The organism is Mesorhizobium sp. IMUNJ 23033 (assembly GCF_044778005.1).
GTDB lineage: Bacteria > Pseudomonadota > Alphaproteobacteria > Rhizobiales > Rhizobiaceae > Mesorhizobium > Mesorhizobium amorphae_A.
The window spans coordinates 307,581-333,470 of the sequence record NZ_JBJACT010000001.1 but is presented as its reverse complement, the minus strand read 5'-3'; the positions used below and the strand labels follow the sequence as shown (position 1 = coordinate 333,470).

The 25,890-nt window shown below is 63.3% G+C and carries 23 protein-coding genes and 1 riboswitch; of the genes, 4 read left to right on the top strand and 19 right to left on the bottom strand.

Going from position 1 to position 25,890, the window contains the following annotated elements:
• Window positions 1-13 precede the first annotated feature (13 nt).
• Complete coding sequence (locus tag ACFX5Q_RS01650) at window positions 14-1,261, bottom strand: aromatic ring-hydroxylating dioxygenase subunit alpha (RefSeq protein WP_404274853.1); 1,248 nt, start codon at window positions 1,259-1,261, stop codon at window positions 14-16.
• Window positions 1,262-1,374: 113 nt separating this feature from the next.
• Window positions 1,375-1,577, bottom strand: a riboswitch (cobalamin riboswitch).
• Between the two features lie 515 nt (window positions 1,578-2,092).
• Between ACFX5Q_RS01650 and ACFX5Q_RS01645 the strand changes: the two genes are divergently transcribed.
• Together ACFX5Q_RS01645 and ACFX5Q_RS01640 are read left to right on the top strand one after the other, a co-directional pair.
• Window positions 2,093-2,299 (top strand): DUF680 domain-containing protein, encoded by a 207-nt coding sequence (locus tag ACFX5Q_RS01645; protein ID WP_404274851.1) that lies wholly within the window; start codon window positions 2,093-2,095, stop codon window positions 2,297-2,299.
• Window positions 2,300-2,376: 77 nt separating this feature from the next.
• On the top strand, window positions 2,377-2,616 hold the full coding sequence (locus ACFX5Q_RS01640) for a DUF680 domain-containing protein (RefSeq protein WP_404274850.1): 240 nt from the start codon (window positions 2,377-2,379) through the stop codon (window positions 2,614-2,616).
• A 79-nt stretch (window positions 2,617-2,695) separates the two neighbouring features.
• Here ACFX5Q_RS01640 and ACFX5Q_RS01635 read toward each other — a convergent pair whose 3' ends face one another.
• The 5 genes from ACFX5Q_RS01635 to ACFX5Q_RS01615 form a co-directional block, all read right to left on the bottom strand.
• Window positions 2,696-3,808: an ABC transporter ATP-binding protein gene (locus ACFX5Q_RS01635; protein ID WP_404274848.1), complete on the bottom strand. Its 1,113-nt coding sequence runs from the start codon at window positions 3,806-3,808 to the stop codon at window positions 2,696-2,698.
• Window positions 3,809-3,835: 27 nt separating this feature from the next.
• On the bottom strand, window positions 3,836-5,500 hold the full coding sequence (locus ACFX5Q_RS01630) for an alpha-glucosidase (RefSeq protein WP_404274847.1): 1,665 nt from the start codon (window positions 5,498-5,500) through the stop codon (window positions 3,836-3,838).
• 5 nt (window positions 5,501-5,505) lie between these two features.
• Window positions 5,506-6,660, bottom strand: coding sequence for a carbohydrate ABC transporter permease (locus tag ACFX5Q_RS01625; protein WP_404274845.1), 1,155 nt, complete (start codon window positions 6,658-6,660; stop codon window positions 5,506-5,508).
• Between the two features lies 1 nt (window position 6,661).
• The gene (locus ACFX5Q_RS01620; RefSeq protein ID WP_120011867.1) at window positions 6,662-7,675 is read right to left on the bottom strand and encodes a carbohydrate ABC transporter permease; all 1,014 of its coding nucleotides are present in this window, start codon (window positions 7,673-7,675) and stop codon (window positions 6,662-6,664) included.
• A 233-nt stretch (window positions 7,676-7,908) separates the two neighbouring features.
• Window positions 7,909-9,264 (bottom strand): ABC transporter substrate-binding protein, encoded by a 1,356-nt coding sequence (locus ACFX5Q_RS01615; protein ID WP_404274844.1) that lies wholly within the window; start codon window positions 9,262-9,264, stop codon window positions 7,909-7,911.
• A 362-nt stretch (window positions 9,265-9,626) separates the two neighbouring features.
• Between ACFX5Q_RS01615 and ACFX5Q_RS01610 the strand changes: the two genes are divergently transcribed.
• Complete coding sequence (locus ACFX5Q_RS01610) at window positions 9,627-10,646, top strand: substrate-binding domain-containing protein (protein WP_404274843.1); 1,020 nt, start codon at window positions 9,627-9,629, stop codon at window positions 10,644-10,646.
• A 61-nt stretch (window positions 10,647-10,707) separates the two neighbouring features.
• On the opposite strand, the gene ACFX5Q_RS01605 is transcribed toward ACFX5Q_RS01610, so the two are convergent.
• The 13 genes from ACFX5Q_RS01605 to puuE all read right to left on the bottom strand — a co-directional run bounded on the left by ACFX5Q_RS01605 (window position 10,708) and on the right by puuE (window position 25,341).
• Window positions 10,708-12,162: a S8 family serine peptidase gene (locus ACFX5Q_RS01605; RefSeq protein WP_404274841.1), complete on the bottom strand. Its 1,455-nt coding sequence runs from the start codon at window positions 12,160-12,162 to the stop codon at window positions 10,708-10,710.
• Window positions 12,152-12,820, bottom strand: coding sequence for an anti-sigma factor (locus ACFX5Q_RS01600; protein ID WP_404274839.1), 669 nt, complete (start codon window positions 12,818-12,820; stop codon window positions 12,152-12,154). The genes ACFX5Q_RS01605 and ACFX5Q_RS01600 overlap by 11 nt, the downstream gene beginning before the upstream one ends.
• Window positions 12,817-13,383, bottom strand: a complete 567-nt coding sequence (locus ACFX5Q_RS01595) for a sigma-70 family RNA polymerase sigma factor (protein ID WP_192179270.1) — start codon at window positions 13,381-13,383, stop codon at window positions 12,817-12,819. Before ACFX5Q_RS01595 ends, ACFX5Q_RS01600 begins: the two co-directional genes overlap by 4 nt.
• 282 nt (window positions 13,384-13,665) lie before the next feature.
• The gene (locus tag ACFX5Q_RS01590; protein ID WP_404274837.1) at window positions 13,666-14,505 is read right to left on the bottom strand and encodes an alkaline phosphatase family protein; all 840 of its coding nucleotides are present in this window, start codon (window positions 14,503-14,505) and stop codon (window positions 13,666-13,668) included.
• 98 nt (window positions 14,506-14,603) lie between these two features.
• Window positions 14,604-16,259: an ABC transporter ATP-binding protein gene (locus ACFX5Q_RS01585; RefSeq protein ID WP_404274835.1), complete on the bottom strand. Its 1,656-nt coding sequence runs from the start codon at window positions 16,257-16,259 to the stop codon at window positions 14,604-14,606.
• On the bottom strand, window positions 16,259-17,083 hold the full coding sequence (locus ACFX5Q_RS01580; protein WP_404274833.1) for an ABC transporter permease: 825 nt from the start codon (window positions 17,081-17,083) through the stop codon (window positions 16,259-16,261). The genes ACFX5Q_RS01585 and ACFX5Q_RS01580 overlap by 1 nt, the downstream gene beginning before the upstream one ends.
• Before the next feature lie 10 nt (window positions 17,084-17,093).
• Window positions 17,094-18,053 (bottom strand): ABC transporter permease, encoded by a 960-nt coding sequence (locus ACFX5Q_RS01575; protein WP_404274831.1) that lies wholly within the window; start codon window positions 18,051-18,053, stop codon window positions 17,094-17,096.
• A gap of 16 nt (window positions 18,054-18,069) precedes the next feature.
• A complete protein-coding gene (locus tag ACFX5Q_RS01570; RefSeq protein ID WP_404274829.1) occupies window positions 18,070-19,656 on the bottom strand; it encodes an ABC transporter substrate-binding protein in 1,587 nt (528 codons plus the stop codon).
• A gap of 154 nt (window positions 19,657-19,810) precedes the next feature.
• Window positions 19,811-21,796: a CocE/NonD family hydrolase gene (locus tag ACFX5Q_RS01565; RefSeq protein ID WP_404274827.1), complete on the bottom strand. Its 1,986-nt coding sequence runs from the start codon at window positions 21,794-21,796 to the stop codon at window positions 19,811-19,813.
• Window positions 21,797-21,879: 83 nt separating this feature from the next.
• The gene (locus ACFX5Q_RS01560; protein WP_192179263.1) at window positions 21,880-22,473 is read right to left on the bottom strand and encodes a nucleoside deaminase; all 594 of its coding nucleotides are present in this window, start codon (window positions 22,471-22,473) and stop codon (window positions 21,880-21,882) included.
• Between the two features lie 3 nt (window positions 22,474-22,476).
• On the bottom strand, window positions 22,477-22,980 hold the full coding sequence (locus ACFX5Q_RS01555; RefSeq protein ID WP_404274826.1) for an ureidoglycolate lyase: 504 nt from the start codon (window positions 22,978-22,980) through the stop codon (window positions 22,477-22,479).
• Complete coding sequence (locus ACFX5Q_RS01550; RefSeq protein WP_404274824.1) at window positions 22,977-23,840, bottom strand: bifunctional allantoicase/(S)-ureidoglycine aminohydrolase; 864 nt, start codon at window positions 23,838-23,840, stop codon at window positions 22,977-22,979. The genes ACFX5Q_RS01555 and ACFX5Q_RS01550 overlap by 4 nt, the downstream gene beginning before the upstream one ends.
• Before the next feature lie 76 nt (window positions 23,841-23,916).
• Complete coding sequence (gene puuE / locus ACFX5Q_RS01545) at window positions 23,917-25,341, bottom strand: allantoinase PuuE (protein ID WP_404274822.1); 1,425 nt, start codon at window positions 25,339-25,341, stop codon at window positions 23,917-23,919.
• Between the two features lie 175 nt (window positions 25,342-25,516).
• Here puuE and uraH point away from each other — a divergent pair, with 175 nt between their 5' ends.
• Window positions 25,517-25,888, top strand: a complete 372-nt coding sequence (gene uraH, locus ACFX5Q_RS01540) for a hydroxyisourate hydrolase (protein WP_404274820.1) — start codon at window positions 25,517-25,519, stop codon at window positions 25,886-25,888.
• Window positions 25,889-25,890 lie beyond the last annotated feature (2 nt).

Below are 25,890 nucleotides of genomic sequence, written 5' to 3'. Positions count from 1 at the left end.
CATCCCCCACCCCTCAGGCGACGCTGCGCAGCGCCGGCCGGCCGCCTTCGGCAAGGCGCGGGCCGATGAAGGCCGCGTACCATTCGACGAACTGGATGACGCCGCCCTCATGCAGTTCCGAATAGGGGCCGGGCTCATAAGCCGGCGACAGGATGCCGAAGGCATTTTCCTCGACAATGCGGCGGTCCTGATCGTTGGTTTCGGTCCAGACATGCGTGAGTTCTTCGAGGTTGTAGTCGACGCCTTCGACCGCATCCTTGTGGACCAGCCACTTCGTCGTCACCGCGGTCTCCGTGGCGCTGATCGGCAGCACGCGGAAGGTCACCGCGTGGTCGATGAGAATGTGGTTCCATGTCGTCGGGTAGTGATAGTGCATCAAGGTGCCGATCCGGTCGGCCGAGACTGTGTCGGACAGGTTCTTCGTCACTGCCCGCTTGCCGTTCATCGTATAGCTGACGGCATCGCGCAGCAGCGGCGCGCGGGTGGCGCGATATTGTCCGGCCGGGTCGATGCGGAACTTGCTAGGGAGGCCCGCCGCCTCGCATTTCGCCCAGTGCGCCAGCATTTCGGGGTCGCTGTCGGCGCCCTGCACACCGGTCACCGTCGGCGCTTCCGGGAAGGTCTTGCAGAGTTCGGGGTGGTTGCCGGCGCAGTGATAGCACTCGCGGTTGTTTTCCCAGACGAGCTTCCAGTTGCCCTTTTCGACGATGGTCGATTCGAAGGCGACCTTCGCCTCGCGCAGTCGGTGCGGCAGCAGATAGGGCTCGATCATGGCGCGCATCGGCGCGAAGTCGGCGGGCTCTTTTGCCAGGCAGATGAAGATGTAGCCGCCGACGCTTTCGCAAGCGACCGGCTTCAGGCTGAACTGGCTCTTGTCGAAACCATCGGCCATCTGCCGGGCGAACAAGAGCCGGCCGTCGAGTTCGTAGGTCCACTGGTGATAGGGGCAGACGAGCTTGGCAGCGGTGCCTTTCTCGGTGTTGCAGACGCGGCTGCCGCGATGGCGACAGGAATTGTGGAAGGCGTTGATCTTGCCTTGCTGGTCGCGCACCAGCACGACCGGATAGTCGCCGATCTGGGCGGTGATGAAGCTGCCGGGCTTCGGCAGTTCGCAGTCATGGCCTATGAACAGCCAGTCGCGATACCAGATCAGTTCCATGTCGAGCTTGAAGAAATCGGCGTCGGTGTAAAAGGGCTGTTCCAGCGAGTAGCCCTGCTTGCGGCTGTGCAGCAGCCTCAGCATGTCGTTGCGCGCATCCATGTCCTGTCCTCGTGTTCAAGGACTGAACTGGTGGTGATGGAGGAAAGATTAGCGGCAACCCGGCGCCAGGCCGGACATGCACCATCCACCTCTTGACCGCCCACCGCGATCAGTCGAGTCTAGAAATCTCGGGCTGGTTTCCGGGCTCTGGAGTGTCCTTGCGGACGGTCGCGACACCTTCCCAGGCTTGTGGCCCAGTGGTCTCCCGTTGCGACTTGAACTCCACCACCGTTGCGGGGGCAGCGCCGGGTTTTGACCGGCTTCCCAATTCTCCGCTTCGTCGTCACCAAGCGGCACCTGAGATGCCATGATCTAATCACGACGGCCGGTTCGGTGGCGGCATGAAAGCGACATCGTATCCATGCGGGCGCGACACGGAATGTGAATACCGCAGCCCATCTCCTAGGGAAGGCCGATCTCCCGCTTTTGCCGCACTTGGCGCCCGTCACGAATCGCCAGCCGATCGGGAGTTAGCCGGCGTCGAAAGGGTTAATAGTATCAAAAAGTGACTATTAGAGGATTCTGAAATCGAACCGAACGGTTCGTTTCTGTTGACGGTGCGTGCAGGACGGTGTGAACGCTGGCACTCCGACACTGTTGGTGATGCATAGGTGGCTTTTTGATAACCAATTGATAAAGTTGATAAAAAGCTTGGTGGTAGTAGGCTCTGGTACAATTTCAAGATGCAGAGTCATGGTCCAAGCGAAACAACTTCGTGATTGGAAACCGCCACCTGGCTTTCCCACATCGGGGCTGTCCGAACGACGCGATTTTCTTCCCAAGACACGCCGCTAGACGGACGAAAAAACTGAAAATACTGGAGTATAAAAAATGAAAAAGATTGTTCTCACTGCCGCCGCCCTTCTGGCCATTTCCGGCAGCGCCTTCGCTGGTAGCGACAATTATGGTTCCAACGGTGCGAACCAGCCTGCCGCCGCAGTCGACAGCTCGCATACCGCTTCGATCCAGAAGCCGGCCCATGCCGACAACCAGCCCGTCGTTCAGGGCAGCGACCGCAACCTTTTCGGCAACAACTAAACAGTCGATCCCAAGACGAGACGCAGAGCGGCGGTCAAGTCCGCCGCTCCGGGATCTGAAATCCAGGAGTGCCCAAAATGAAGAAGATTGTCCTTACCGCCGCCGCGCTTCTGATCGCCGCTGGCAGCGCCTATGCCAATAACGACAGTGTTGGTTCGAGTGCCGTCAACAAGCAGACGACCGCCAACATCGACACCACGCAGACCTCGTCGGTGCGCAACACCGAGTCGCCGGTCTACAAGCTGCTGAATTCGTCGGGCGACGTGCAAAAGTCAGCGCCCCAGGGCAGCGACCGCAACCTCTTCGGCAATCGCTAACCGCCGAAGTTGCTAGCAAACAAGAGCGGCGGGCCTGGCCCGCCGCTCTTGTTTTTATGCGATGCCGAATGGCCTGACGTTAGGCCGCCTTCACTTCCGGCGCGTGGAGCGAGAAGGAGTGGCCGTCCGCGTCGAAGATATGCAGGTCGCCGGCGTCCGCGCTCAGCCGCAGTGTCGCCCCGCGCTTGACCTCGACATTGCCCGGCATCTTGGTCACCAGCGGCAGGTCGGCGCGGCCGATATCGACATAGACGAGCTGGACCTCGCCGAGTTGCTCGACATAGTCCACCGTTCCCTCGAACAGATAGTCCGCGCCGGTAGCAATCACCAGATCCTCAGGCCGCACGCCGAAGCTGACCGCAGCACCCTTCGCCGACGCCGGCGTGGCGATCGGCACCGTTGCCTTGCGGCCACCGACATGGCTGACGACGGTCGGGGTGCCGGTCTTGTCGACCGTCGCCGGCAGGATGTTCATCGCCGGTGAGCCGATGAACTGGGCGACGAACAGATTGCCCGGTCGCTTGTAGAGCTCCATCGGCGTGCCGACCTGCTCGATATGGCCTTCCTTGAGTACGACAATGCGGTCCGCCAACGTCATCGCCTCGACCTGGTCGTGGGTGACGTAGATCATCGTCGTATTCGGCATCGATTCCTTCAGCTTGGCGATCTCGATGCGGGTGGCGACGCGCAGTGCCGCATCGAGGTTCGACAGCGGTTCGTCGAACAGGAACACTTTCGGATTGCGCACGATGGCGCGGCCGATAGCGACGCGCTGGCGCTGGCCGCCCGACATCGCCTTGGGCAGACGGTCGAGATATTTGGTCAGCTGCAGGATCTCGGCCGCCTGCCGCACGCGCTTGTCGATCTCAGCCTTGCTTTCCTTGCCGATCTTCATCGAGAAGGCCATGTTGTCGTAGACCGTCATGTGCGGGTAGAGCGCATAGGACTGGAACACCATGGCGATGCCGCGCTTCGACGGCGGCACGTCGTTCACCACCTCACCGGCAATCTTGAGCTCACCGGAGGTAATCTCCTCGAGCCCGGCGATGGACCTCAGCAAGGTTGACTTGCCGCAACCCGAAGGGCCGACGAAGACGATGAACTCGCCCGACTTTATGTCGAGGTCGATGCCGTGGAGAATGTGCAGATTGCCGTATGATTTCTTCACCTGTCTCAGCGTGACATCGGCCATGATTTCCTCCCAGTGGTTCCCTGCAAATTAATCGATACGCCCGAACCAGGCGCCGTAACCGCCGAGGCGGACCGAGCCTGTGCCAGACTGTCCTGAAAAGCCGTGCCCCGGCAAGGGCTGCAGCGCCTGGCCGCCGAGGGCGACCTCGGCCGGCTTGCTGCCCAAATTGAAGACGCAGACGACCTGCTCGTTGCCCTCGCGGCGGTTGAAGGCGACGGTGTCGCCCTCGCTTTCGATGAAGGTAATGTCACCCTTGGCCAGCGCCGGATGCTGGCGGCGGAAAGCGAGAAAGCGCCGGTAGTGCTCGAGCAGCGAGTTGGCGTCGCCCTGCTGCACGTTGACGGCTTGCGACAGATGCTTGTCGGGCACCGGCAGCCAGGGTTTTGCGGTCGAGAAGCCGCCATTCCTGGCAGCGGCATCCCATACCATCGGCGTGCGGCAGCCATCGCGGCCCTTGAACTCTGGCCAGAAGCGGATGCCGTACGGGTCCTGCAGGTCCTCGAACTGAAGCTCCGCCTCGCCGAGGCCGAGTTCCTCGCCCTGATAGATGCAGACCGAGCCGCGCAGCGACATCAGCAGCGCCGAGATGACTTTGAGATAGGCGGTCGGATCGGCTTCGCCGGCGGCCCAGCGCGAGGCCGGCCGCATCACGTCGTGGTTGGAGAAGGCCCAGCATGACCAGCCATCGCTGGCGACCTTGCCGAAGGCTTCCAGAACCGAACGTACCTTGGCGGCGCTGATCTTCTCCGGCGCCAGGAAGTCGAACGAATAGCACATATGCACGCGCTTGCCGCCGGCGGTGTAGGCCGCCACCACTTCCAGCCCTCGCTGCGAATCGCCGACTTCGCCGACCGCGGCCTGTGCCGGATACTCGTCGAGCAGGGCGCGGAAGCGTTCCAGAAAACCGAGGTTTTCGGGGCGGCTCTTGTCGTAGAGATGATCCTGGTAATTGTAGGGGTTCACGGCAGGCGCCGTCTGGTCGTTGCGCTCTTCCGGCGGCAGCGGCGGGTTGTTTTCCAGCCCCTGACTGTGGAAGTAGAAATTGATGGTGTCGAGGCGGAAACCGTCGACGCCACGTTCCAGCCAGAAGCGGGTGATGTCGAGCAGCGCGTCCTGGACTTCCGTGTTGTGGAAGTTGAGATCGGGCTGTTCGGCCAGGAAATTGTGCAGGTAATATTGCTGGCGGCTGGTGTCCCACTGCCAGGCCGAACCGCCGAAGATCGACAGCCAGTTGTTGGGCGGCGTGCCGTCGGGTTTTGCATCGGCCCAGACATACCAGTCGGCCTTCGCATTGGCGCGGCTCGAGCGGCTTTCCTTGAACCACGGATGGATGTCGGCGGTGTGCGACAGAACCTCGTCGATCATCACCTTGAGGCCCAGCCGGTGCGCTTCCGCCGTTAAGGCGTCGAAATCGGCCAGCGTGCCGAACATCGGGTCGACGTCGCAATAGTCCGACACGTCGTAGCCGAAATCCTTCATCGGCGACTTGAAGAAGGGCGAGATCCAGATGGCGTCAACGCCGAGCGATGCGATGTAGGGCAGCCGTTGGACAATGCCTTTCAGGTCGCCGATGCCGTCGCTGTTGGAGTCCTGATAGGAACGCGGATAGATCTGGTAGATCACCGCGCCCCGCCACCAGTCACGATCGACGGCGGGGTCCGGTCTGGATGTCACCTTCAAAGCCGATTGCATTACTCTCAACCTCCTTTCACCGAGCCGGCAAGCAGCCCGCGTACGAAATAGCGCTGCAGCGAGAAGAACACGATCAGCGGCACGATAATGGTCACGAACGCCGATGTCGTCAGGATCTCCCAGTCGCCGCCGCGCGAGCCGAGCAGCGCATTGAGCTTGGCGGTCAGCACGATCTGATCCCCCTCGGTACCGAGGAAAACCATCGCCACCAGGAGATCGTTCCATACCCAAAGGAATTGGAAGATGGCGAACGAGGCGAGCACCGGGAACGACAGCGGCAGCACGATCTTGACGAAGATCTCGAAATCGCTGGCGCCGTCGATGCGCGCCGATTCCATGATCTCGCGCGGCAGGCCGGCAATGTAGCTCCTGAGCAGATAGATGGCGAAGGGCAGGCCGAAGCCGGTATGCGCCAGCCAGATGCCGAGATAGGTTTTCGAAGGCACGCCGAAGAAAGTGCCGACGCCGTTGTAGAGTTTTAGGAGCGGGATCAGCGACATCTGCAGCGGCACGACCAGCAGGCCGATGATGACGGCGATCAGCAGCGCACGGCCTGGAAAGCGCATCCAGGCGAGCGCGTAAGCCGCGAAGGCCGCGATCAGGATCGGGATGACAGTCGCCGGAATGGTGACGGTCAGCGAGTTCATGAAGGAGCGGCCGATGCCTTCAGAGAACAGCACTGTCTGGTAGTTGTCGGTGGTGAATTTCGGCGGCGCCGACGAGGCGTAGTAGACGCGCTGGCCGCGATCGCCCTCGAACGCTTTTGGCGACTGCATGACGAACGTCCCGTCGGCGTTGAGCTGCAAGGTCACGCCGTCGCCGAGATCGGCAGTCGTGCCGGCCGGATACTGTGTCGGCGCGGCCGACTTGACGCCGAAGGCGCTGATGTTGCGGGCAGCGCCATCGCCGAAGATGTTACCTTGGAGGACGAACTTGCCGTCCTTTTCGACCTGCGCCGAGGCCGGCGGCAATCGGCCGGCTTCGGTCTGACTGGAACTGGCGAATGAATTCCACCAGCCGGAGGCGATGATCTGGTCCTTGTCGCGCAGCGACGAGACGAGAATGCCGAGCGTCGGCACGGTCCAGATCGCCACGAAGATGAGCACCGCGATATGGACGCCGAAGCGGCTGGCAAACGACTTTCCGGTTGCGACGGCCATCTCAGTGCCCTCCCGTCTCTTTGTTGGCCTGGCGGATGTTCCAGACCATGATCGGAATGACCGCGATCATGATGATGATGGCGATGGTGGCGCCGCGGCCGAAGTCACCGCCGCCGCGGAACATCCAGTCGAACATCAGATTGGCCAGAACCTGGCTGTTCCACTGGCCGTTGGTCATCGTCAGCACGATGTCGAACACCTTCAGCACCAGGATGGTGATCGTGGTCCAGACAACGGCGATGGTGCCCCAGATCTGCGGCACCATGATCTTCCAGAATATCTGGAACGGGTTGGCGCCGTCGATGACAGCGGCTTCCAGCGTCTCCTCCGGAATGCCGCGCAGGGCGGAAGACAGGATGACCATGGCAAAGCCGGTCTGGATCCAGATCAGGATGATCATCAGGAAAAAATTGTTCCAGAACGGCAGCGATATCCAGACCTGCGGCTGACCGCCGAAATACTGGATGATGGCGTTGAGCAGGCCGATCTGCGTCTGGCCCTCGCCGCGATACTCGTAGATGAATTTCCAGATCACGCTGGCGCCGACGAAGGAGATCGCAAGCGGCAGGAAGATCAGGCTCTTGGCGATCGTGCCCCACCAGATCTTGTCGGTGAGCACGGCAATGATCAGCCCGAGGAAGGTGCAGGCGGCCGGCACCACCGCCAGCCAGACGATATTGTTGAGGATAGAGTTGCGGAACTCGCGGTCGCCGAACGCCCATTCGTAGTTGGCGAAGCCGACGAAATTGCCGCCGCCGCGATCGAGGAAGGAGAGCCGCAGCGTCTCGACCACCGGATAGATCAGATAGATGGTGAGGATGATCATGGCCGGGCCGACGAACAGCCAGGGGCGGATCATTCCTTGCCGGCGCAGATTGTCGATGGCTGCCGCACCCTGGACGCCGCGCGACGGGAAAATAATGTCCACAAGCTTGTTGGCGCCCCAGAAATAGGCGACGCAGCCGCCGACGCCGACGATGATGACGAATATGGCCGAAAAGATCTGAGCCGCCATGGGTCCCTCTCCCCTGCGCATGATCCGCCAATCGAGAAAAAGCTTGGCGACGGGATCACGAGCCGATTCAGTTGTGAAGCGCGAGCAGGTGCCAGGCGGGTAGTCGCCGCGGCAGGCCACGCTTCATGCCGGAACTCTATGCTTCACGAAAAACGCTGCAGTCGGGCCGACGGTGGGACCCGGGCCATCGCGGCCCGGATCCTGTCAGGACGGATAAGCCTGCGATCGGCGGTTTACTTGATGGCGTCCCAGCTCTTCTGGATGTCGGTGGCGACATCCTGGGCCGACTTGCCGCCAACCAGGTCGATCATGCCGGTCCAGAAGGAACCGGCGCCGATCTTGCCCGGCATCAGGTCGGAGCCGTCGAAGCGGAAGGTCGAGGCGTTGGCCAGGATCTCGCCCTGCTTCCTCAGTGCGTCGCTGGCATAGGCTTCCTTGTTGACCGACTTGAACGGCGTCACAAAGCCGCCCTGGGCCATCCAGATCTCATGCGCCAGCGGCATCTTCAGGAATTCGATGAACGCGCGGGCACTCTTGCTATCTTTCGTGATCATGGCCAGCGTGCCGGCACCGAGAACCGGGGTGCCGAGCTCAGGCTTGGAGGCATAGGGCGGGAAGTAGAAGAAGTCGGCGTCCTGTCCCACCTTGGTGCCCTCAGGGAAGAAGGTCGGGATGAACGATGCCTGGTGGTGCAAATAGCATTTCGGCGGCACCGCGAAGAGGCCCTTCGGGCTGTCGCGGAAGTCGGTCGCGGCAACCGCCTTGGCGCCGCCGTCGACCATCTTGTCGTCGGTCGCGATCTTGCCAAAAATGTCGATGGCGTTGACGACCGCCGGATCGTTGAACGGGATCTCGTTCTTCACCCACTTGTCGTAGGTCTCCGGGGGCTGGGTACGCAGCATGATGTCCTCGACCCAGTCGGTCGCCGGCCAGCCGGTGGCGCCGCCGGAGCCGAGCCCGATGCACCAGGGCGTGCCGCCGTCGGCGATGATCTTCTTCTCAAGCTCGGCCAGTTCTTCCTGCGTCTTCGGCACCTTGTAGCCGGCTTCCTCGAAATTGTCCGGCGAGTACCAGACCAGCGATTTCACGTCGGCCTTGTAGGGGAAGGCGAAGAAGCCGGGCTTGCCGTCCTTGTCCTTGAATGTGCCGAGGTCGACCCATGATTGGCCGGCGCCGTAATTGTCCTTGACCCATTTGGCGGTGTCGTCGCCGAGCGGCGTCAGAAGGCCCTTGGACGCCAGGTCCTGGATCAGGCCGGGCTGCGGCAGCACGGCGATGTTGGGCGGGCTGCCGGCCTGGGTGTCGATGACGATCTGCTGTTCGTAATTCTCGGACGAGGAGTATTTGATCTCGACGCCGGTGGCGTCCTGGAAATATTCGAGAACGGTGCGGATAAGGCCCTCGTCCTCGCCGCGCCACGGCCCAAAAATGGTCAGCGTCTCACCCTTGAGATCGACCTTCTTCAGCTCTTCGTAATTCGCCCAGTTGAAGCGCGGGTCCTCGCCCGGCTTGAACTTCAGTTCGGCTTGCGCCGGCAGGCTCAGGGCAAGCGTTGCGAACGCAGCGCCCAGCAGAAGCATTTTCTTCATCGCTATTCCTCCCAGTGGTCATGAACACCCGGACGGAACCTCCATTCCGCCCGCCGACGCCGCAGGACTGTGACTCAGTCAGAAAGGAACCGCAACCTTTCGAAGAGTCTTCCAAAGCGCTTTGGTCTTCTTGATCTCGCCATTGAATCGCTCGGGAGTCAAGAGGGTGGCTAGCTAATCGATTTAGTTTTGGCAAATAAGCGGCAACTAAACTGCACTGCAGCACAGTTTTATGGCGGCGCAACAGCAATTCTGCTTCAAACTGGCCAGACCAGTGCGTATGCTAGCTCTGTTCGGCAGCGCCAGCCTTGGCACCGCTCGGATTCAAAATTAAAAGCGCTTTGAGGCTTTGGAGGCCTCCGGTGAACCTGAAGCAGCTCTCGCATATGCTGGCGCTTTCGCAGACGACGGTAAGCCGCGCGCTGAACGGCTATCCGGAGGTCAACGAGGAAACGCGGCGGCGCGTGATGGACGCAGCCAAGCGCCATGGCTACCGCCCCAATCCGAGCGCGCGCCGGCTGGCCACCGGCAAGACCGGGATGATCGGCTATGTGCTGCCGACGGGTGCTGCCGTCGAGATCGACCCGCATTTCATCGAATTCCTCTCCGGTCTGGGCGACTATGCCCGTTCGCACGAGCTCGACCTGGTGCTGTCCCCGGCTGACGCCGACGACCAGGAGACCACTTACCGCCGCATCGTCGCCAACCGGCAGGTCGACGCCGTCTACATCTCCTCGCCGCGGCCAGTTGACCGGCGAGTGGCGTTGCTCAATACGCTCGGCATCCCCTTCATCGTCCACGGCCGCAGCGAAGGCTTCGGCTTCGACTACCCCTTCACCGACATCGACAATGAAGGCGCCTTCCACGAGGCGGCGCGGCTGCTGATCCAGCTCGGCCACCGGCGGCTGGCGCTGATCAATGGCGACGACCGCGAGACCTTCGCCATCCATCGTGAGCGCGGCATGCGCCGGGCACTCACCGCCAGCGGCCTGACGCTCGGCGAGCGCCATATCTGCTCCGTCACGATGACCGAGGAGAACGGCTATCGCGCCGCCCGGCGCCTGCTCGAGCAGAGCGAGCCGCCGACGGCAATCGCCTGCTCCAGCCTGATCATGGCGCTGGGCGTCGTGCGCGCGGTACGCGACCTCGGCCTGACGATCCCCGACGACCTGTCGCTGATCGCCCATGACGACGTCTTCCCATGGCTGAAGCCGGAGAATTTTTCCGTGCCGCTATCGACGACGCGATCGTCGATCCGTCTCGCCGGCGCGCGCGTCGCCGAACGGCTGGCGGCGCGGATTTCCGGGCTGGAAGAGGGCGCCCGCGGCGAAGTCTGGCCGGTCGACCTGGTGGTGCGGGGATCGGTTGCTGGGGCGCCATAGGCTATGTGATGTTCAGGTGGGGCCGGCCTGGCCTGAATCTCACACAGCCCGTAGGTGCAACTTATTCCTTCGCCGCCTCTGCCGCCTTGGTGTCCAGCAGCCCATAGCCGAAATCATTGTCGCGGCCCTTCGGGCCGAGATCCCTGGCCGTTGCCGCCAGCGCCTTCTCGATCTCGTCGGCCGAGCGGTCGGGCGCGATGTGGATCAGATTGGCGACGGCCCCGCTCACGATCGCCGCCGCGAACGAGGTGCCGGTGACCACTTCGGAGCCTGCGCCGCTCGGTGCCACCATCTCGACGCCGGGGGCGGAGATGAAGACGTAGGCGCCGCGATTGGCCTGCGGCATCAATCCGTCCTTGGCATCGGTGGCGGTGACGGCGATGACACCGTCATAGGCTGCCGGGTAGCCATAAGGCGCCTTCGGCCCGTTGTTGCCGGCGGCGGCCACCAGCACGATGCCGAGCGCGCGGGCATTGCGGCAGGCGATGCCGAGCAGGTCGTTCTTCGGGCCGACGAAGCTCATATTGATGATGCGCACATCCTGCTCGGCCGCCCAGTCGAGCGCAGAAAGGATGACATCCATGGTCGACTTGCCGCCCTCGAAGGCGCGGGCGTGGTAGATCTTCGCGCCGGGCGCCATGCCCTTCAGCGCACCGACGCCGGCGATCAAGCCATCGATCGAGGTGCCGTGGTCGCGCTTTTCGATCGGCACGTCGGGCATGGCGTCGAACTGGTCGGCGATGACGCCGGAGAGCGCCGGATTGGTGTCGTCGATGCCGGTGTCGATGACGGCGATGCGCACATTCTCACCGCTGGCCTGCTTCTCGTCGAGTTCGATGCGATCGAAGGCATAGTTGACGATGGCGGCCGCCTGCTGCAGCGAATAGACATGGTTGGGCTCGCGCCGCCTTGTGCGGCCGTCGGCGGCCAACTGCGCCAGCACGACGCCGACCGGGCGGCCGTCGAGAATGCCGAAGCGCGCCAGTGTGGTGCCCAGCAGCCGCGACTGGCGCTGCGACCGCACTTCGAGGCCGAAGGAAGCGGCGATCTGCTGCACGACGCCGGCATCGCCGTCGACCGTGACCAGCACCTCGTCGGGCACGTAGTCACCGACGATGGCGCGCTGCGGCACGGTGGCGACGAGATCGGTCGGCGAAATGACCGGACCGCCAGGCACGGCGGCCGGAACCACCGGTGCATCGGCGGGCGCGGCCGGCGAAGGCAAAGCGCTGGCCGGGTCACGACGCGGGTCGGGCGTCGGCAACGGCGTCCCGCCGCCTCCGGTAGGATTGGGGAACAGGTCGACGATCAGCGCCGGGAGAAAGACGGCGCCCGTCGCGCCGGGCGTTCCGCCACCTTCGTCGTTGGCGCAGTCGGCGCCGGCAGCATTCGTCCGGTCGAGACAGTCGGGTTTCGACTGCGGCTGGTTCGTGCTCTGCGCAAAAACGGGCGTGGCGGCGATTGTCGCCGCCGCCAGCAGAAATCCAGCAAATCCGAAGACTGTTCTAGCCGCCACTCGCCGGTTTCCTTCCCTCGATCACAGCTTCCGCGAAAGGCTGGGCGGCAATAAGGCTGACCAGCTTCTCGTAGTCGGCAGCGGTCTCGGCCGCGATGGCGATGCGGAAGACACCATCGGCGGTCGGCCCGCCAGCGATCTTCAGCCCGTTCTCGCCAAGGAAGACGGCGATGTCCGACATCTTCGCCTCCGGCTTGAACTTGACCAGAGCGAACGGCATTTTTGCCAGATCGTCCTGCGCGCCGGCAATTTCGAAATCATTGCCCTTGCCGCCCGGCTGCACGAAGGACTGCACCCCGACCAGCGCCAGCAGCACCGCGGCCGCCGCCCAGGCGACGCCGACCGGCACCGCCATGAAGCGGTTGAAAGCCTGCGCCAGCCATGATTGACCTGCCGGAGCGCGCGCTGGGCCGGCCTCGGCGTCGAGCGCCTTGGCGAAACGGCTGAGCGCATCGGCCGGCGGGCGGATCGCCTCGTTGGCAGCGGCGATGCCGGAGAATTCGGCTTCCGCCTCGCCGAGCGCGGCAAGTGCCGCCGGATCGGTTGCCAGCCATTCCTCGACGGCTTCCAGTTCGGCGCCCTCCAGCGAGCCGTTCAAATAGAACGGCAACAGCGTTTCCATCTCGTCGCGGCGCGACATCTTTTCAGCGGCGCTCATGGCCACCCCCTGTCGTAACCGGCGGCCTTCAAGGCTTCGCCGAGTTTCTTGCGGGCGTAGAACATCCGGGTTTTGACGGTGGCGACCGGAATGCCGAGCACCTCGCCGATCTCGGTCACCGACTGTCCGTGGTAGTAGGCAAGGTCGATCACCGTGCGGTGCTCTTCCGGCAGCGCATCGATGAACCGCCGCAGGGCGGCTGCCTTGTCGTCCTTCATCGTGACGACTTCCGGCGTGTCGGCGCTGTCGGGGACCTGCGCCGCGTCATCGTCGTCGATCCAGTCTTCCTTTTTCTTGCGCAGCAAGGACAGCGCCTTGAAGCGGGCAATGCCGAGCAGCCATGTCGAGACTTCCGAGCGTCCTTCGAAGCCCGGCGCCTGGCGCCAGAGCTCGAGAAAGACCTCGTTCGCGATATCGTCGGCCATCATTTCCGATCCCGTCTGGCGCACCACGAAGCGATAGACCCGCGCGTGGTGGCGCATGAACAGGAGCCGCACGGCGGCCCTGTCGCCCTTCGCGACCCGGTCGACAAGCGCGCGATCGGTCTCCGTCGCCGCCGTCATGGCCGGTCGAGCCGCCTGGCTCCTGTCTGCTCTGTCGCCGATCGGTCCAAAAAGGTTCATCCTCCGCCAAGGAATTTTCGGAGGCTAACCGAAGAGCGCGGGTGTTGCCAGAGTGTAGCCTTCTCCCCGTCTCTATACGGGGAGAAGGTGCCGGCAGGCGGATGATGGGCGGCACCCGCGTTCGCTATTCATATTCAACGTTCGCGCTGCCCCTCACCCTTACCCTCTCCCCGTATAATGACGGGGAGAGGGGGCCGCGAACTTTGGTGGTCGCCTCCTCCGTCACCCCAAAAACGGCTTCGCCTTCATCGTCGCCGGCACCGGCACGCCGAGGCGCTTCAGCACCGTCGGCGCGAGTTGCAACTGGTCGAGCAGCGTATCGGCCTGCGGTCCTTTGCCCGGCCCGAAATAGTACAGCGCGAAATCCTGCATCTCATCGTCATGGCCGCCGTGATGGCCGCGGTTCGTCTGGCCATGATCGGCGGTGACGATCACCTCATAGCCGGCTCCGCGCCAGCCGGGCAGGAAGGCGGCGAGCATCCCATCCATCGCATAGCAGGCATGGTCCATCTCGTGGCAGTCATGGCCGAAGCGGTGGCCCATCGAATCCAGCGTGCAGGTATGCAGGATGCCGTAGTCGATGCTGTGGCGCCGGGTCAGCATGGTCAGTGTGGCGAACAGGTCGACATCGCTCGGCGTCATCTGGTTCTTGAGGTTGTAGCCAGTCATGGTGTGGAAGCGGCCATGCGTGATCGGCCCGCCTGGCTCGTCGAATTCCATGTCCTCGACCAGGTCGAAGGGATGGGCGCGGAAGAATTCGGACCAGTAGGAATGGGTGACTGCGCCGGTCTTGCCGCCGGCCCTGCTGATCTCGGAGAAAATATCCGGCTGCTTGACCCGGAACCGGTTCTCATTGGAGAGGATGCCGTGCACCTGCGGCGAAACCCCGGTGTGGATCGAGGCATAGCAGCAGGCCGAAGTCGAGGGCAGCACCGAGCGCATCTTCCAGACGCGCGCCTCTCCCGACTGCACCCAGCCTTCGAGATTGCCCATCAGGCGGCGCCAGTTCCGATAGGGCACGCCGTCGAGGATGATGAGCAGAAGTTTGGTCTCGAGCGCCACGAGTGGCTCCATGCGACTTGTCAGTTGAAATCAAAACGCCGCGGGTCTGTGGGACACGCGGCGCGTTGCTCGTGAAACAGTGTTTCCGGATTTCGCCCCTAGTTGCCGGCGCTCGCCATGCGCCGTCCCTTGATCGCCTTTTCCAGCCAGCCGATCTCCATTTCGGGAACCGATGACAGCAAAAGATCGGTGTAGGCGTCGAAGGGCGGCGTCAGCACCTTGCTCTTGGGCCCATAGCGGACCACCTCGCCGCGATACATCACCGCGATCGAATCGGCGATCGACTTCACCGTCGCCAGATCGTGGGTGATGAACAGATAGGCGACGCTCTCCTCCTTCTGCAGTTCGAGCAGCAGCTTCAGGATGCCGTTGGCCACCAGCGGATCGAGCGCCGAGGTCACCTCGTCGCAGATGATCAGCTGCGGTTTGGCGGCGAGCGAGCGAGCGATGCAGACGCGCTGCTTCTGGCCGCCGGAAAGCTCGGCCGGATAGCGGTCGGAAAAGCCCTTGCCCATCTCGATCTTGTCGAGCAGTTCGGCGACGCGCTTGTCGCGCTCGCGGCCGCGCATGCCGAAATAGAACTCGAGCGGCCGACCGATGATGGTGCCGACGGTCTGGCGCGGGTTCATCGCCACGTCGGCCATCTGGTAGATCATCTGCAGCTGGCGCAGATCCTCCTTCGGCCGGTCGGCGAGCTTGTTGGCAAGCGGCCTGCCGTCGAAGGTGACGGTGCCTTCCTCAGGCGGCAACAGCCCGGTGATGGCGCGCGCCAGCGTCGACTTGCCGGACCCCGACTCGCCGACGACGGCCAGCGTCTGGCCCGGATAGATGTCGACCGAGACGTTCTTCAATACCTTGATGTGGCTGCGGCCATAGGCGGCGGTGACGTTCTTGACCGACAGGAACGGCGTCGTGCCGGGCTTCTGCTCATGGTGTTCGATCTCGTGCACCGAGACCAGCGCATTGGTGTATTCCTGGCGCGGTTCCTTGATGATCTGGCGGGTGCCGCCCCATTCGACCAGCCTGCCGTGGCGCAGCACCATGATCTCGTCCGAGACCTGGGCAACCACGGCAAGATCGTGGGTGATGTACAAAGCCGCCACATGGGTGTCGCGGATGGCGTCCTTGATCGCCGCCAGCACGTCGATCTGCGTCGTCACGTCGAGCGCCGTGGTCGGCTCGTCGAAGACGATCAGGTCAGGCTCCGAACACAGCGCCATCGCCGTCATCACGCGCTGCAACTGGCCGCCCGACACCTGGTGCGGAAAGCGTTCGCCGATGGTTTCGGGGTTGGGCAGGCTGAGCTTTTTGAACAGCGCGACGGCACGCTTCTCGGCCTCGGCGCGCGTCGCCGTGCCATGCAGCAGCGTCGCTTCCACCACCTGGTCCATCAGCCTGTGCGCCGGGTTGAAGGCGGCGGCTGCCGACTGCGCGACATAGCAAACTTCGCGGCCGCGCAGCTTGCGGAAACCTTCCTTGCCGCCCTTGAGGATGTCGCGGCCGTTGAGGATGACCTCGCCGCCGGTGATGCGCACACCGCCGCGGCCATAGCCCATCGACGACAGGCCGATGGTCGATTTGCCGGCGCCCGACTCGCCGATCAGGCCGAGCACCTTGCCCTTTTCCAGCGTCAGCGAGACATCATGGACAAGCACAATGTTCTTCGGCGCCTCGCCGGGCGGATAGACCGTGGCCTCGATGCGCAAATTGCGGATGTCGAGCAGCAGGCCGGATTTCGCTTTGCTGTCAGCCATCACCCGCGCCCTCCCTTCAGGCTTGTCGTGCGGTTGAGCACCCAATCGGCCACGAGGTTGACGGAGATCGCCAGTGCTGCGATCGCCGCGGCGGGAATAAGCGCCGCCGCGATGCCGAAGACGATGCCGTCCTTGTTTTCCTTCACCATGCCGCCCCAGTCGGCATCCGGCGGCTGCACGCCGAGGCCGAGGAAGGACAGCGTCGACAGGAACAGCACCGCATAGATGAAGCGCAGGCCGAGTTCGGAGACCAACGGCGACAGCGCGTTGGGCAGGATCTCGCGGAAGATGATCCAGGTCTCGCCTTCGCCGCGCAATTTGGCCGCCTCGACGTAGTCCATGACGTTGATGTCGACGGCGACGGCTCGCGACAGGCGGTAGACGCGTGTCGAATCGAGAATGCCCATGACCAGGATCAGCGTCACCAGATTGGTGGGCAGCACGGAGAGCACCACCAGAGCCATGATCAGCGTCGGGATCGACATCAGCAGGTCGACGAGGCGCGACAGCAGCGTGTCGAACCAGCCGCCGAAAACCGCCGCCGAAAAACCGAGGATGGCGCCGAGCGAGAAGGACAGGGCGGTGGCGAGCACCGCGATGAACAGCGTAATGCGAGCGCCATAGATCATGCGCGACAACAGATCGCGGCCGAGATTGTCGGTGCCCAGCCAATGCGCCGCGGACATCGGCTCCCAGACGTCGCCGACGATCTCGCCATTGCCGTGCGGTGCGATCAAGGGTGCGAAGATCGCCGCCAGCACGAACAGCGTCGTCAGCACGATGCCGATCAATGCCGGGATGGGGATGCGTTTGATATCGAGCATACCCGCTCCCTTACTTCGGATGTCTGAGACGCGGATTGGCGACGATCGCCGCTATGTCCGCAATGATGTTCAGGCTGATGTAGACGGCGGCGAAGATCAGGCCGACCGCCTGCACGACAGGTACGTCGCGCTTGGTGACGTGGTCGACGAGATACTGCCCCATGCCGGGGTAGACGAAGATCACTTCGACCACGACGACGCCGACGATCAGGTAGGCGAGGTTGAGCATGACGACGTTGATGATCGGGGCGATGGCATTGGGGAAGGCATGTCTGCGAATGACATTGAAGGCCGACAGGCCCTTTAACTCCGCCGTCTCGACATAGGCCGACTGCATGACGTTGAGGATCGCGGCGCGCGTCATGCGCATCATGTGGGCGAGCACAACCAACGTCAGCGCGGTGGCCGGCAGCGCGATCGCCTGCATGCGCTCGCCGAACGGCATGCCGTCATAGACGGTGGAGATGCCGGGGAATATCTGCCATTTCACGGCGAAGAAATAGACCAGCACATAGCCGATGAAGAATTCGGGAAACGAGGTCGAGGCGAGCGCCAGTCCGGAGATCAGCTTGTCGACCCAGCCATTGCGGTAACGCACCGCGATCAGGCCGAGGATGATCGCCAGCGGCACGGCGACGACCGCCGCCCAGAAGGCGAGGAACAGCGTGTTCCACAGCCGCCCCTTGATCGAGGTCGCGATATCCTGGCCGCTCGACATCGCCGTGCCGAGATCGCCGGTCAAGACGCCACCCAGCCAGTGGAAATAGCGGATATAGGCCGGGTCGTTGAGCCCGAGCTGCTCGCGCAGATTGGCGAGCGACTCCGGCGTTGCCGACTGTCCGAGGATGGCTTGCGCGACGTCGCCGGGCAGGATCTGGGTGCCGGCGAAGATCAGGACCGAAATGGCCAACAGCAGGACGACGCCCAGCGCAACGCGCTGGGCCACCAGTTTCACAATGGGTGAGGACATCTCGACAAGGCCGGGCTCAGGCTTCGAGCCAGCACTTCGCCAGAGCGTAGCCGTTCATCAGTTCCTGATGCGGATCGTCGACCCAGCCGGCGACCTTGGCGCCTGTCGCGTCGATGAACTGGTTGAACATCGGCAGGATCAGGCCGCCTTCGTCGCGCACCATGACGGCCATGTCGTGGTACATCTGCTTGCGCTTGGCCTCGTCGAGCTCGGCGCGCGCCGCCAGCACCATCTTGTCGAAATCCGGACGCTTGAAACGCGTGTCGTTCCAGTCGGCTGATGACAGATAGGCGGTTGAGTACATCTGGTCCTGGGTCGAACGGCCACCCCAGTAGGAGGCGCAGAAGGGCTGCTTGTTCCAGACCTCGTTCCAGTAGCCATCGCCGGGCTCGCGCTTGAGCTCGAGCTTGATGCCGGCCTTGGCCGCGCTCTGCTGGTAGAGCTGCGCGGCGTCGACGGCGCCGGGGAAGGCAACGTCCGAGGTCCTGAGCAGGACCGTGCCGTCATGACCCGATTTCTTGTAATGGAACTTGGCCTTGTCGGGGTCGTACTTGCGCTGCTCGATGTCGGTGAACAGCGGATAGGACGCGTTTATCGGGAAGTCGTTGCCGAGCGAGCCATAACCTCTAAGGATCTTGTCGAGCATCTCCTCGCGATCGATCGCCAACTTCAGCGCGGTGCGCAGGTCGTTGTTGTCGAACGGCGCCGTGTCGCAATGCATGATGAACACGTAGTGGCCGGGACCGGCATGGTTGCGGATGGTGACGCCGGGTAGACGCTTGATCAGGTCGACGATCTTCGGCTCGACGCGGTTGATCATGTTGACCTGGCCGCCCTGCAGGGCGGACGTGCGCGCCGTCGCGTCGTTGATGACGATGACTTCGACCTGGTCGGCATGGCCCATCTTGTCGCCCTGCCAGTAATTGGCGAAGCGTTCGGCGCCATGGCGCACGCCGGGTTCGTTGGTCTTGACCACGTATGGACCGGCCGAGATGCCGGCATCGGGCTTGTCCTTGCCGCCGTTGGGCTGGACAATCAGGTGATAGTCACTGAGCAGATAGGGAAGGTCGGCATTGGCCTCCTTCAGCGTCAGCACCACTTCCTTGCCGCTGGCCTTGATGCTCTCGATGCCCTTCATGTAGCCAAGCGCGCCGGACTTCGACTTCTCGTCGGAATGGCGCTCGAGCGTGGCGGCCACGTCCTCAGCGGTTACCGTCTTGCCGTTGTGGAACTCGACGCCGTCGCGGATCTTCAGCGTCCAGACCTTGGCGTCGTCCGAAGAGCCGATCTCCTCGGCGATGCGGTTCTCGAGCTTTCCTTCGGGGGACAGCTCGACGATCATTTCGCCCCAGCACTTGCCGAAGGCGAAGGGCACCTGCGTCATCATCAGCGCCGGATCGAGGCTGTTGGTGGATTCACCGCCGACCAGGCCGGCCTTCAGCGTGCCGCCCTTGACCGGGCCGGCGGCGCGCGCCGCGCTCGAAAGCAGCGAGTTGGCGAAGGTCGCGGTGATGCCGAGAGCGGCGGCGCGGCCGAGAAAATCACGACGGCTGAGTTTGCCGGACGCAACGCGGCGGCTCAGATATTCCAGTTCATTGGACATGATGAGTTCCTCACTCTGTTGGTTCGACCTGAATGGTCGTTTTCTCGTTTCTTGTGAGGAGAATAATGACCGCAAGGGAAAGCAGTAAGCAAGACCGAATGCGACATGCCGTGGCGTAAATCGTACGTCGCAATTGGACCAATCGGGTGAGCGCTCACAGCAGGGCGCGGGGGATTTTCTCCTCGAAGTTGCGCTCGAAAACCAGCTTTTCGCCTTCATAGGCTTCGATTCTGGCGCTAACCGTGAAGCTTTGGGCGTCGGACCGCATCTCTGCCGATGTTTCGGTGCGCACCGACCATCCATTTCGCGACAAAGTCTGCGTCCAGTGGGTTTTTCCAGACGCCGACAGCGGATCGTCAGGATGGATCGCCCAGGTCTCCCTGGCGACGCTGCCATTGGCCAGACCATGCTGAAGATCGCGCACCTCGCCGAAATCGTCCGTTATGGACAGCGTGACCATGCCGGTCTTCTCGTCATGGTCGACATGGCGTTCGGAATTGGCGGGCCGGACCGTCTCTGTCGCCCAGGGCGTGGCCCCTTCCGGAGCGGCGAACGTGATCTCGTCGCCTTGCGCCAGAGGGCGCAGCGGCAGCGTCAGCGTCGCGGCCTTGAGCTCGAGCCGGACCGGTTCTGGCGACGGCCAGATCATCGGCCAATAAGCGTTCGACACGGCAATGCGCAAACGGTGGCCGGCCGGCACGCGGTAGGCGCATTGGTCGAGCACGACCCTTGCGGTGGCGGGCTCGCCCGGCACCAGCGGCTCGGGGAATTCATGCGAGTTGCGGTGCGTCAGGTTGAGCACCCCGTAGGAGATCAGCTCCGAGGCGCCGTCGGGATGCACATCGCATAGCCGCACGGCGATGTTCGCCTGAGGCCGATCCGACAAGACCCAGACCAGCACCTCCGGCGCGCCGACGATATCGATCGCTTCGCTGAGCGGCGGCCGGTCGAAACAGACCGACAGCGCATCGTCCGGACGCTGGTCGCCGGGCAGTTCCGGACCGAAGGTGAAGGGAAAATACTCGCCGCCGGCAAGGCCGCAGGACTGCGGCGAGGCGATGATGACCGGCCTGTCGCCCTCGGCGATGAGTTCGATCGTGTGCGCCTTGATGTCGGGCGATGGCCAAAACTGTTCGGCGATCCAGCGCCCCGGACGCTCGGGATGCCAGCGCGCCGGGCGCACGCTGTCCATGACATAGGCACGATAGGCGGGATCTGCATCAAGGCCGGTGTCGAGGCCCTTCAGCCAGCGGTCCCACCAGCGCAACGCCTCCTGCAGGAAGCCGATGGCGGGCCGGGGTGCCGCGTAGTGCGGGTATTTGTGGATCCAAGGGCCGACGATGCCCTTGACCGGCGCCTCGATGTTGCCGACGAGGTGGGAAATCGTGTTGCGATAGCCGTCGTGCCAGCCGCCGATCGACAGCACGGCGGCATGGACGGCGGAATAGTCCTCGCAGATCGAGCCGCGTTTCCAGTAGGCGTCGCGGTGCTGGTGCTTCAACCATAGCGGCGCCAGGAATGGTTGGTTCTCCAGCCGGGTCAGCCACAGATCGCGCCAGCGGTTGTCGCCGGCGATCAGCGGATCCGGCGGCCGCGACGAATAGGACAGCATGGTCGAGGCCCAGCCGAAATTCTCGATCAGCAGGCAGCCGCCCTTATAGTGGATGTCGTCGGCATAGCGGTCGACGGTCGAGCACAGGCTGATCACCGCCTTCAGCGCCGGCGGCTGCATCGCCGCCACCTGCAGGCAGTTGAAGCCGCCCCAGGAAATGCCCATCATGCCGACCTTGCCGTTGCACCAGGGCTGCGCGGCTGCCCAGGCGATGACATCGCAGGCGTCCTGCAATTCCTGCTCGGAATATTCGTCGTCCATCAGCCCTTCGGAATCGCCGTTGCCGCGCATGTCGACGCGGATCGACGCGTAGCCGTGGCCGGCGAAATAGGGATGCGTCAGCTGATCGCGAAAGATGGTGCCGTCGCGCTTGCGGTAGGGCAAATGCTCAAGGATTGCCGGCACCGGGTCGTCGCCGGCATCTGCCGGCATCCACACCCGCGCCGACAGTCGGCACCCGTCCGGCATGACGATGCCCATATCAAGGAATTCGACGACCTTGCGGGGGAATTCGGTGACGGTTTTCATGCGAGGACTCCAGGAACGCCAGATGATGGAGCCCGCTGGGTCGCGTCGTGGGCCAGCCAACGAATTCGGCTGGTCAATCCGCGTCAGTTCAGCGGAATGTCGTTTTCGGCCTTGCTCGCCTGATAGGCGCCGGACAAGTCGTCGTAGCGGGCGGAAATCCTGCCGATCCGTCCTTCCAAGCGCGACCGTTCGGCCTCGGGCAGCGACCGCACCAGCCTGCGGATCGAGAAGCTCTTCCAATAAGCGTTCTCGGCATTGTAGCCGCCGGGATCGAGGGTGAAAACCTCCTTCAGTATCTTCAAATCGTGCGGGATGGCGAAGCTGTCGCGCGAATCCTCGTGGCTGAACAGATAGTAGAAATTATCGAAGCCGGTCCAGGTGATCGCCGACAGGCAGAGCGAGCAGGGCTCGTGCGTGGCGAGGAAGATGGCATCGTTCGTGTCGACGCGCTCGGCCCTGGGCATTTCGTAGAAGCGCTTCAGGCAGTGCACCTCGCCATGCCAGAGCGGGTTTTCGATCTCATTGTTGGTTTCGGCCAGCACCAGCGAGCGGTCGTCCTTGCGCAGGATCGCGGCGCCGAACAGCTTGTTGCCATGGGCCACACCGTCGGCCGTCTTCGGCACGATGTCGTGCTCGATGACGTCGAGCAGGCGGTCGATCAGCGAAATGTCGGTCATTCGTCATTGCTTTCCGTCGGGAAGATGAATTTCGTAAGGGTGGGAGAAGTGGCACTCTTCGAGGTTGGAGCCGTCGCCGCCACGATCGACGATGACAAAGTCCTGGACCTCGCCGATCGGCGTCAGCACGCCGTGCCAGAGGTTGCGCGGATAGTTGATGCCTTGCCCGGGCGCGGTGATAAAGGCGTGCGGTTCGCCGGGACCATCCTTGCCGTCATGGCAGACGACGACCAGAAAAGGGCGCGGCGACAGCGGGATGAAAGCCTGGCTGCCGAACGGATGGCGCTCGACCATGGTCAGCTTCAACGGCAATTCGTAAGGCGTGCCGCGCACCATGGAGATCAGCAGGCGCGCATTCGGCCCCTGGGCTTCGGCGGTGGCGAGATCGTGGAAGCGTTCGGCCTTGCCGCCATTGATCGGGTAGTGGTTGTCGCCGTCCATGTCGATGACGTCGCCGAATTCGGCGAAGCTTTCGCGGGTCAGCGGTTTAGCGACGATGCGGGTCACCGCGCGTGGCCTCCGACACCCACGCCGCCGAGCTTGGCGTGCCGGTTGACGTCCTTGTAGAGCAAATAGCGGAACTTGCCGGGACCGCCGGCATAACAGGCCTGCGGGCAGAAGGCGCGCAGCCACATATAATCGCCGGCCTCGACCTCGACCCAGTCCTGATTGAGACGGTAGACGGCCTTGCCTTCCAGCACATAGAGGCCGTGCTCCATGACATGGGTCTCGGCGAAGGGGATGACCGCGCCCGGCTCCAGAGTGACGATGGTGACATGCATGTCGTGGCGCATGTCGGCCGGATCGACGAAGCGCGTCGTTGCCCAGCGGCCCTCGGTGCCGGGCATCGGGCTCGGCGCGACTTGCTGCTCGTTGGTGAAGAAGGCTTCCGGCACGTCGAGGCCCTCGACCGCTTCATAGGCCTTGCGGACCCAGTGGAAGCGAACAGCCGCACCGCTTTCGTTGCGAACGGTCCAGCCGCTGGCCGGCGGCAGGTAGGCAAAGCCGCCCGGTTTCAGCACATGTGCCTTGCCGGCTAGCGAAACGCTGAGCTCGCCCTCGACCACGAACAACACGCCCTCGGCGGCAGCATCCGGTTCCGGCCGGTCGCTGCCGCCACCCGGCCCGACCTCGACGATGTATTGCGAAAACGTCTCGGCAAAGCCCGACAGCGGCCGCGCGATGATCCAGGCCCTGGTCTTGTCCCAGAACGGCAGCGCGCTGGTGACGATGTCCTGCATCACCCCCTTGGGGATGACGGCATAGGCCTCGGTGAAGACGGCGCGGCCGGTCAACAGCTCGCTTTGGCCAGGGTGGCCGCCATGCGGCGCGTAGTAGGTTCGCTCGGGCGTCTTGATCATATCCATGTGGTCCTAACCCTTAAGGCAATTCCAGGAAAAGTGTGCAGCGGTTTTCCGCCCGGAATTGCGTAAAAACAAACACTTAGAGTGGCAGCATGTCTCTCAGCCGAAGCAGCGCGATGCGCTCGACCTGTTTGCAGGCGGTGTCGAATTCGGCGCCGCGGCCGTTGCCGATGCGCGCCTCGAACTCCGCCAGGATTTCTTCCTTGGTCTTGCCCTTCACCGCTATGATGAAGGGGAAGCCGAACGTCGTGACGTAGGCGGCATTAAGCTTGGAGAACAGCTCGCGCTCCTTGTCGGTCAGAGCGTCGAGCCCGGCCGAGGCCTGTTCTTTCGTCGATTCCGCCGTCAGCCGCCTGGCCTTTGCCAGCTTGCCGGCAAGGTCCGGATGGGCGTTGAGCACGGAAAGCCGCTCGGCCTCTGTTGCGGTGCGGAAGACACGGCAGAGCGCGTTGTGCAGGCCGCCGGCGCTGTCATGCGCCGGGCCGAGTTCCAGCCCATAGGCGCGCTCGGCGATCCATGGCGAATGTTCGAAGACGCCGCCGAAGGCATGCACGAAGGCCTCGAATTCCATTTTCGACGGGCGCAGCGAGGGCTGCCGGAACGGATGGTTTTCGTGCCAGTGCCTGGCGATGTCGATGCGCCGCGCCAGCCACACTCTGTCATGCGACTTGACGTAGTCGACAAAGCGCTTCAGCGCCGCGACGCGGCCGGGACGGCCGACGAGGCGGCAGTGCAGGCCGATATTCATCATGCGCGGCCGCCCGTCCCTGCCCTCGGCATAGAGCGTGTCGAAACTGTCCTTCAGATAGGCAAAGAACTGGTCGCCGGAGTTGAAGCCTTGCGCCATGGCGAAGCGCATGTCGTTGGCGTCGAGCGTATAGGGAATGACGAGCTGCGGTTTTTCGGCACCGTCGCGCTCGAACCAGTAGGGCAATTCGTCGTCATAGGTGTCGGAGACGTAGTCGAAGCCGCCCTCCTCGGCCACCAGCCGCACGGTGTTGACCGAAGTGCGGCCGGTGTACCAGCCGGTCGGGCGCGCGCCGGTCACCTCGTAGTGCAGCTTGATCGCCGCTTCGAGGTCGCGGCGTTCGTCTTCGGCGGCATGGTCGCGGTAGTCGATCCATTTCAGTCCGTGCGATGCGATCTCCCAGCCGGCCTCCTGCATCGCCGCGACCTGGTCGGGCGAGCGCGCCAGCGCCGTGGCGACGCCGTAGCAGGTGACCGGCACCTGCGCTTCGGTAAACAGGCGATGGAGCCGCCAGAAGCCGGCACGGGCGCCATATTCGTAGATCGATTCCATGTTCCAGTGACGCTGGCCGACCCAGGGAGCAGCACCCACGATCTCGGACAGGAAGGCTTCCGATGCCTTGTCGCCATGCAGCACGCAGTTCTCGCCGCCTTCTTCGTAGTTGACGACGAACTGCACCGCGACATGCGCGCCGCCCGGCCATTTCGGATCCGGCGGGTTGGCCCCGTAGCCGCGCATGTCCCGTTCGTAACGCATTGTCACTCCTGCCGGATATTGAGATGAAGATATCGAAAGGAGTGCTTGCGCATTCCCCCGAAAATTTTTGAAAGAGCTTTTTGTCGCGCTCCGCTCGACCGGGACTTATGCATCGCCTTTAATGGGCGCACAATTCACCAGAAACGTTCGACTGTACCGGAATGGGAGACGGCCAGTGGCAGAAACGTCGAAAGCCGATGGCGGGCGTCTGACGACCCATGTCCTCGACACCGCGACCGGCAGGCCGGCGAAAGGCCTGTCGATCGAGCTTTACCGCATAGAGCGCCAGGCTCGCACGCATCTGAAGACGGTGGTCACCAATGATGACGGCCGCTGCGATTCGCCGCTGCTTGCCGGGGCGGACTTCCGCACCGGCGAGTACGAACTGGTCTTCGCGGCCGGCGACTATCTGCGCCGGCACGGCAAGCTGCCCGAGCCAGCCTTCCTCGACAGTGTGCCAATCCGCTTCGGCATGGCGGAGCCGGTGCACTATCATGTGCCTTTGCTGATCTCGCCCTACGGCTATTCGACCTATCGGGGGAGCTGAGG

What these genes read in the sequence shown, in the direction of transcription:
- ACFX5Q_RS01575 (WP_404274831.1), bottom strand. Translation starts at nt 18,053, where the DNA reads ATGTCCTCACCCATTGTGAAACTGGTGGCCCAGCGCGTTGCGCTGGGC.
- ACFX5Q_RS01585 (WP_404274835.1), bottom strand. Translation starts at nt 16,259, where the DNA reads ATGGCTGACAGCAAAGCGAAATCCGGCCTGCTGCTCGACATCCGCAAT.
- ACFX5Q_RS01550 (WP_404274824.1), bottom strand. Translation starts at nt 23,840, where the DNA reads ATGGATATGATCAAGACGCCCGAGCGAACCTACTACGCGCCGCATGGC.
- ACFX5Q_RS01565 (WP_404274827.1), bottom strand. Translation starts at nt 21,796, where the DNA reads ATGAAAACCGTCACCGAATTCCCCCGCAAGGTCGTCGAATTCCTTGAT.
- ACFX5Q_RS01640 (WP_404274850.1), top strand. Translation starts at nt 2,377, where the DNA reads ATGAAGAAGATTGTCCTTACCGCCGCCGCGCTTCTGATCGCCGCTGGC.
- ACFX5Q_RS01595 (WP_192179270.1), bottom strand. Translation starts at nt 13,383, where the DNA reads ATGACGGCGGCGACGGAGACCGATCGCGCGCTTGTCGACCGGGTCGCG.
- ACFX5Q_RS01625 (WP_404274845.1), bottom strand. Translation starts at nt 6,660, where the DNA reads ATGGCCGTCGCAACCGGAAAGTCGTTTGCCAGCCGCTTCGGCGTCCAT.
- ACFX5Q_RS01580 (WP_404274833.1), bottom strand. Translation starts at nt 17,083, where the DNA reads ATGCTCGATATCAAACGCATCCCCATCCCGGCATTGATCGGCATCGTG.
- ACFX5Q_RS01650 (WP_404274853.1), bottom strand. Translation starts at nt 1,261, where the DNA reads ATGGATGCGCGCAACGACATGCTGAGGCTGCTGCACAGCCGCAAGCAG.
- ACFX5Q_RS01615 (WP_404274844.1), bottom strand. Translation starts at nt 9,264, where the DNA reads ATGAAGAAAATGCTTCTGCTGGGCGCTGCGTTCGCAACGCTTGCCCTG.
- ACFX5Q_RS01560 (WP_192179263.1), bottom strand. Translation starts at nt 22,473, where the DNA reads ATGACCGACATTTCGCTGATCGACCGCCTGCTCGACGTCATCGAGCAC.
- ACFX5Q_RS01570 (WP_404274829.1), bottom strand. Translation starts at nt 19,656, where the DNA reads ATGTCCAATGAACTGGAATATCTGAGCCGCCGCGTTGCGTCCGGCAAA.
- ACFX5Q_RS01635 (WP_404274848.1), bottom strand. Translation starts at nt 3,808, where the DNA reads ATGGCCGATGTCACGCTGAGACAGGTGAAGAAATCATACGGCAATCTG.
- ACFX5Q_RS01630 (WP_404274847.1), bottom strand. Translation starts at nt 5,500, where the DNA reads ATGCAATCGGCTTTGAAGGTGACATCCAGACCGGACCCCGCCGTCGAT.
- ACFX5Q_RS01645 (WP_404274851.1), top strand. Translation starts at nt 2,093, where the DNA reads ATGAAAAAGATTGTTCTCACTGCCGCCGCCCTTCTGGCCATTTCCGGC.
- ACFX5Q_RS01620 (WP_120011867.1), bottom strand. Translation starts at nt 7,675, where the DNA reads ATGGCGGCTCAGATCTTTTCGGCCATATTCGTCATCATCGTCGGCGTC.
- puuE (WP_404274822.1), bottom strand. Translation starts at nt 25,341, where the DNA reads ATGCGTTACGAACGGGACATGCGCGGCTACGGGGCCAACCCGCCGGAT.
- ACFX5Q_RS01600 (WP_404274839.1), bottom strand. Translation starts at nt 12,820, where the DNA reads ATGAGCGCCGCTGAAAAGATGTCGCGCCGCGACGAGATGGAAACGCTG.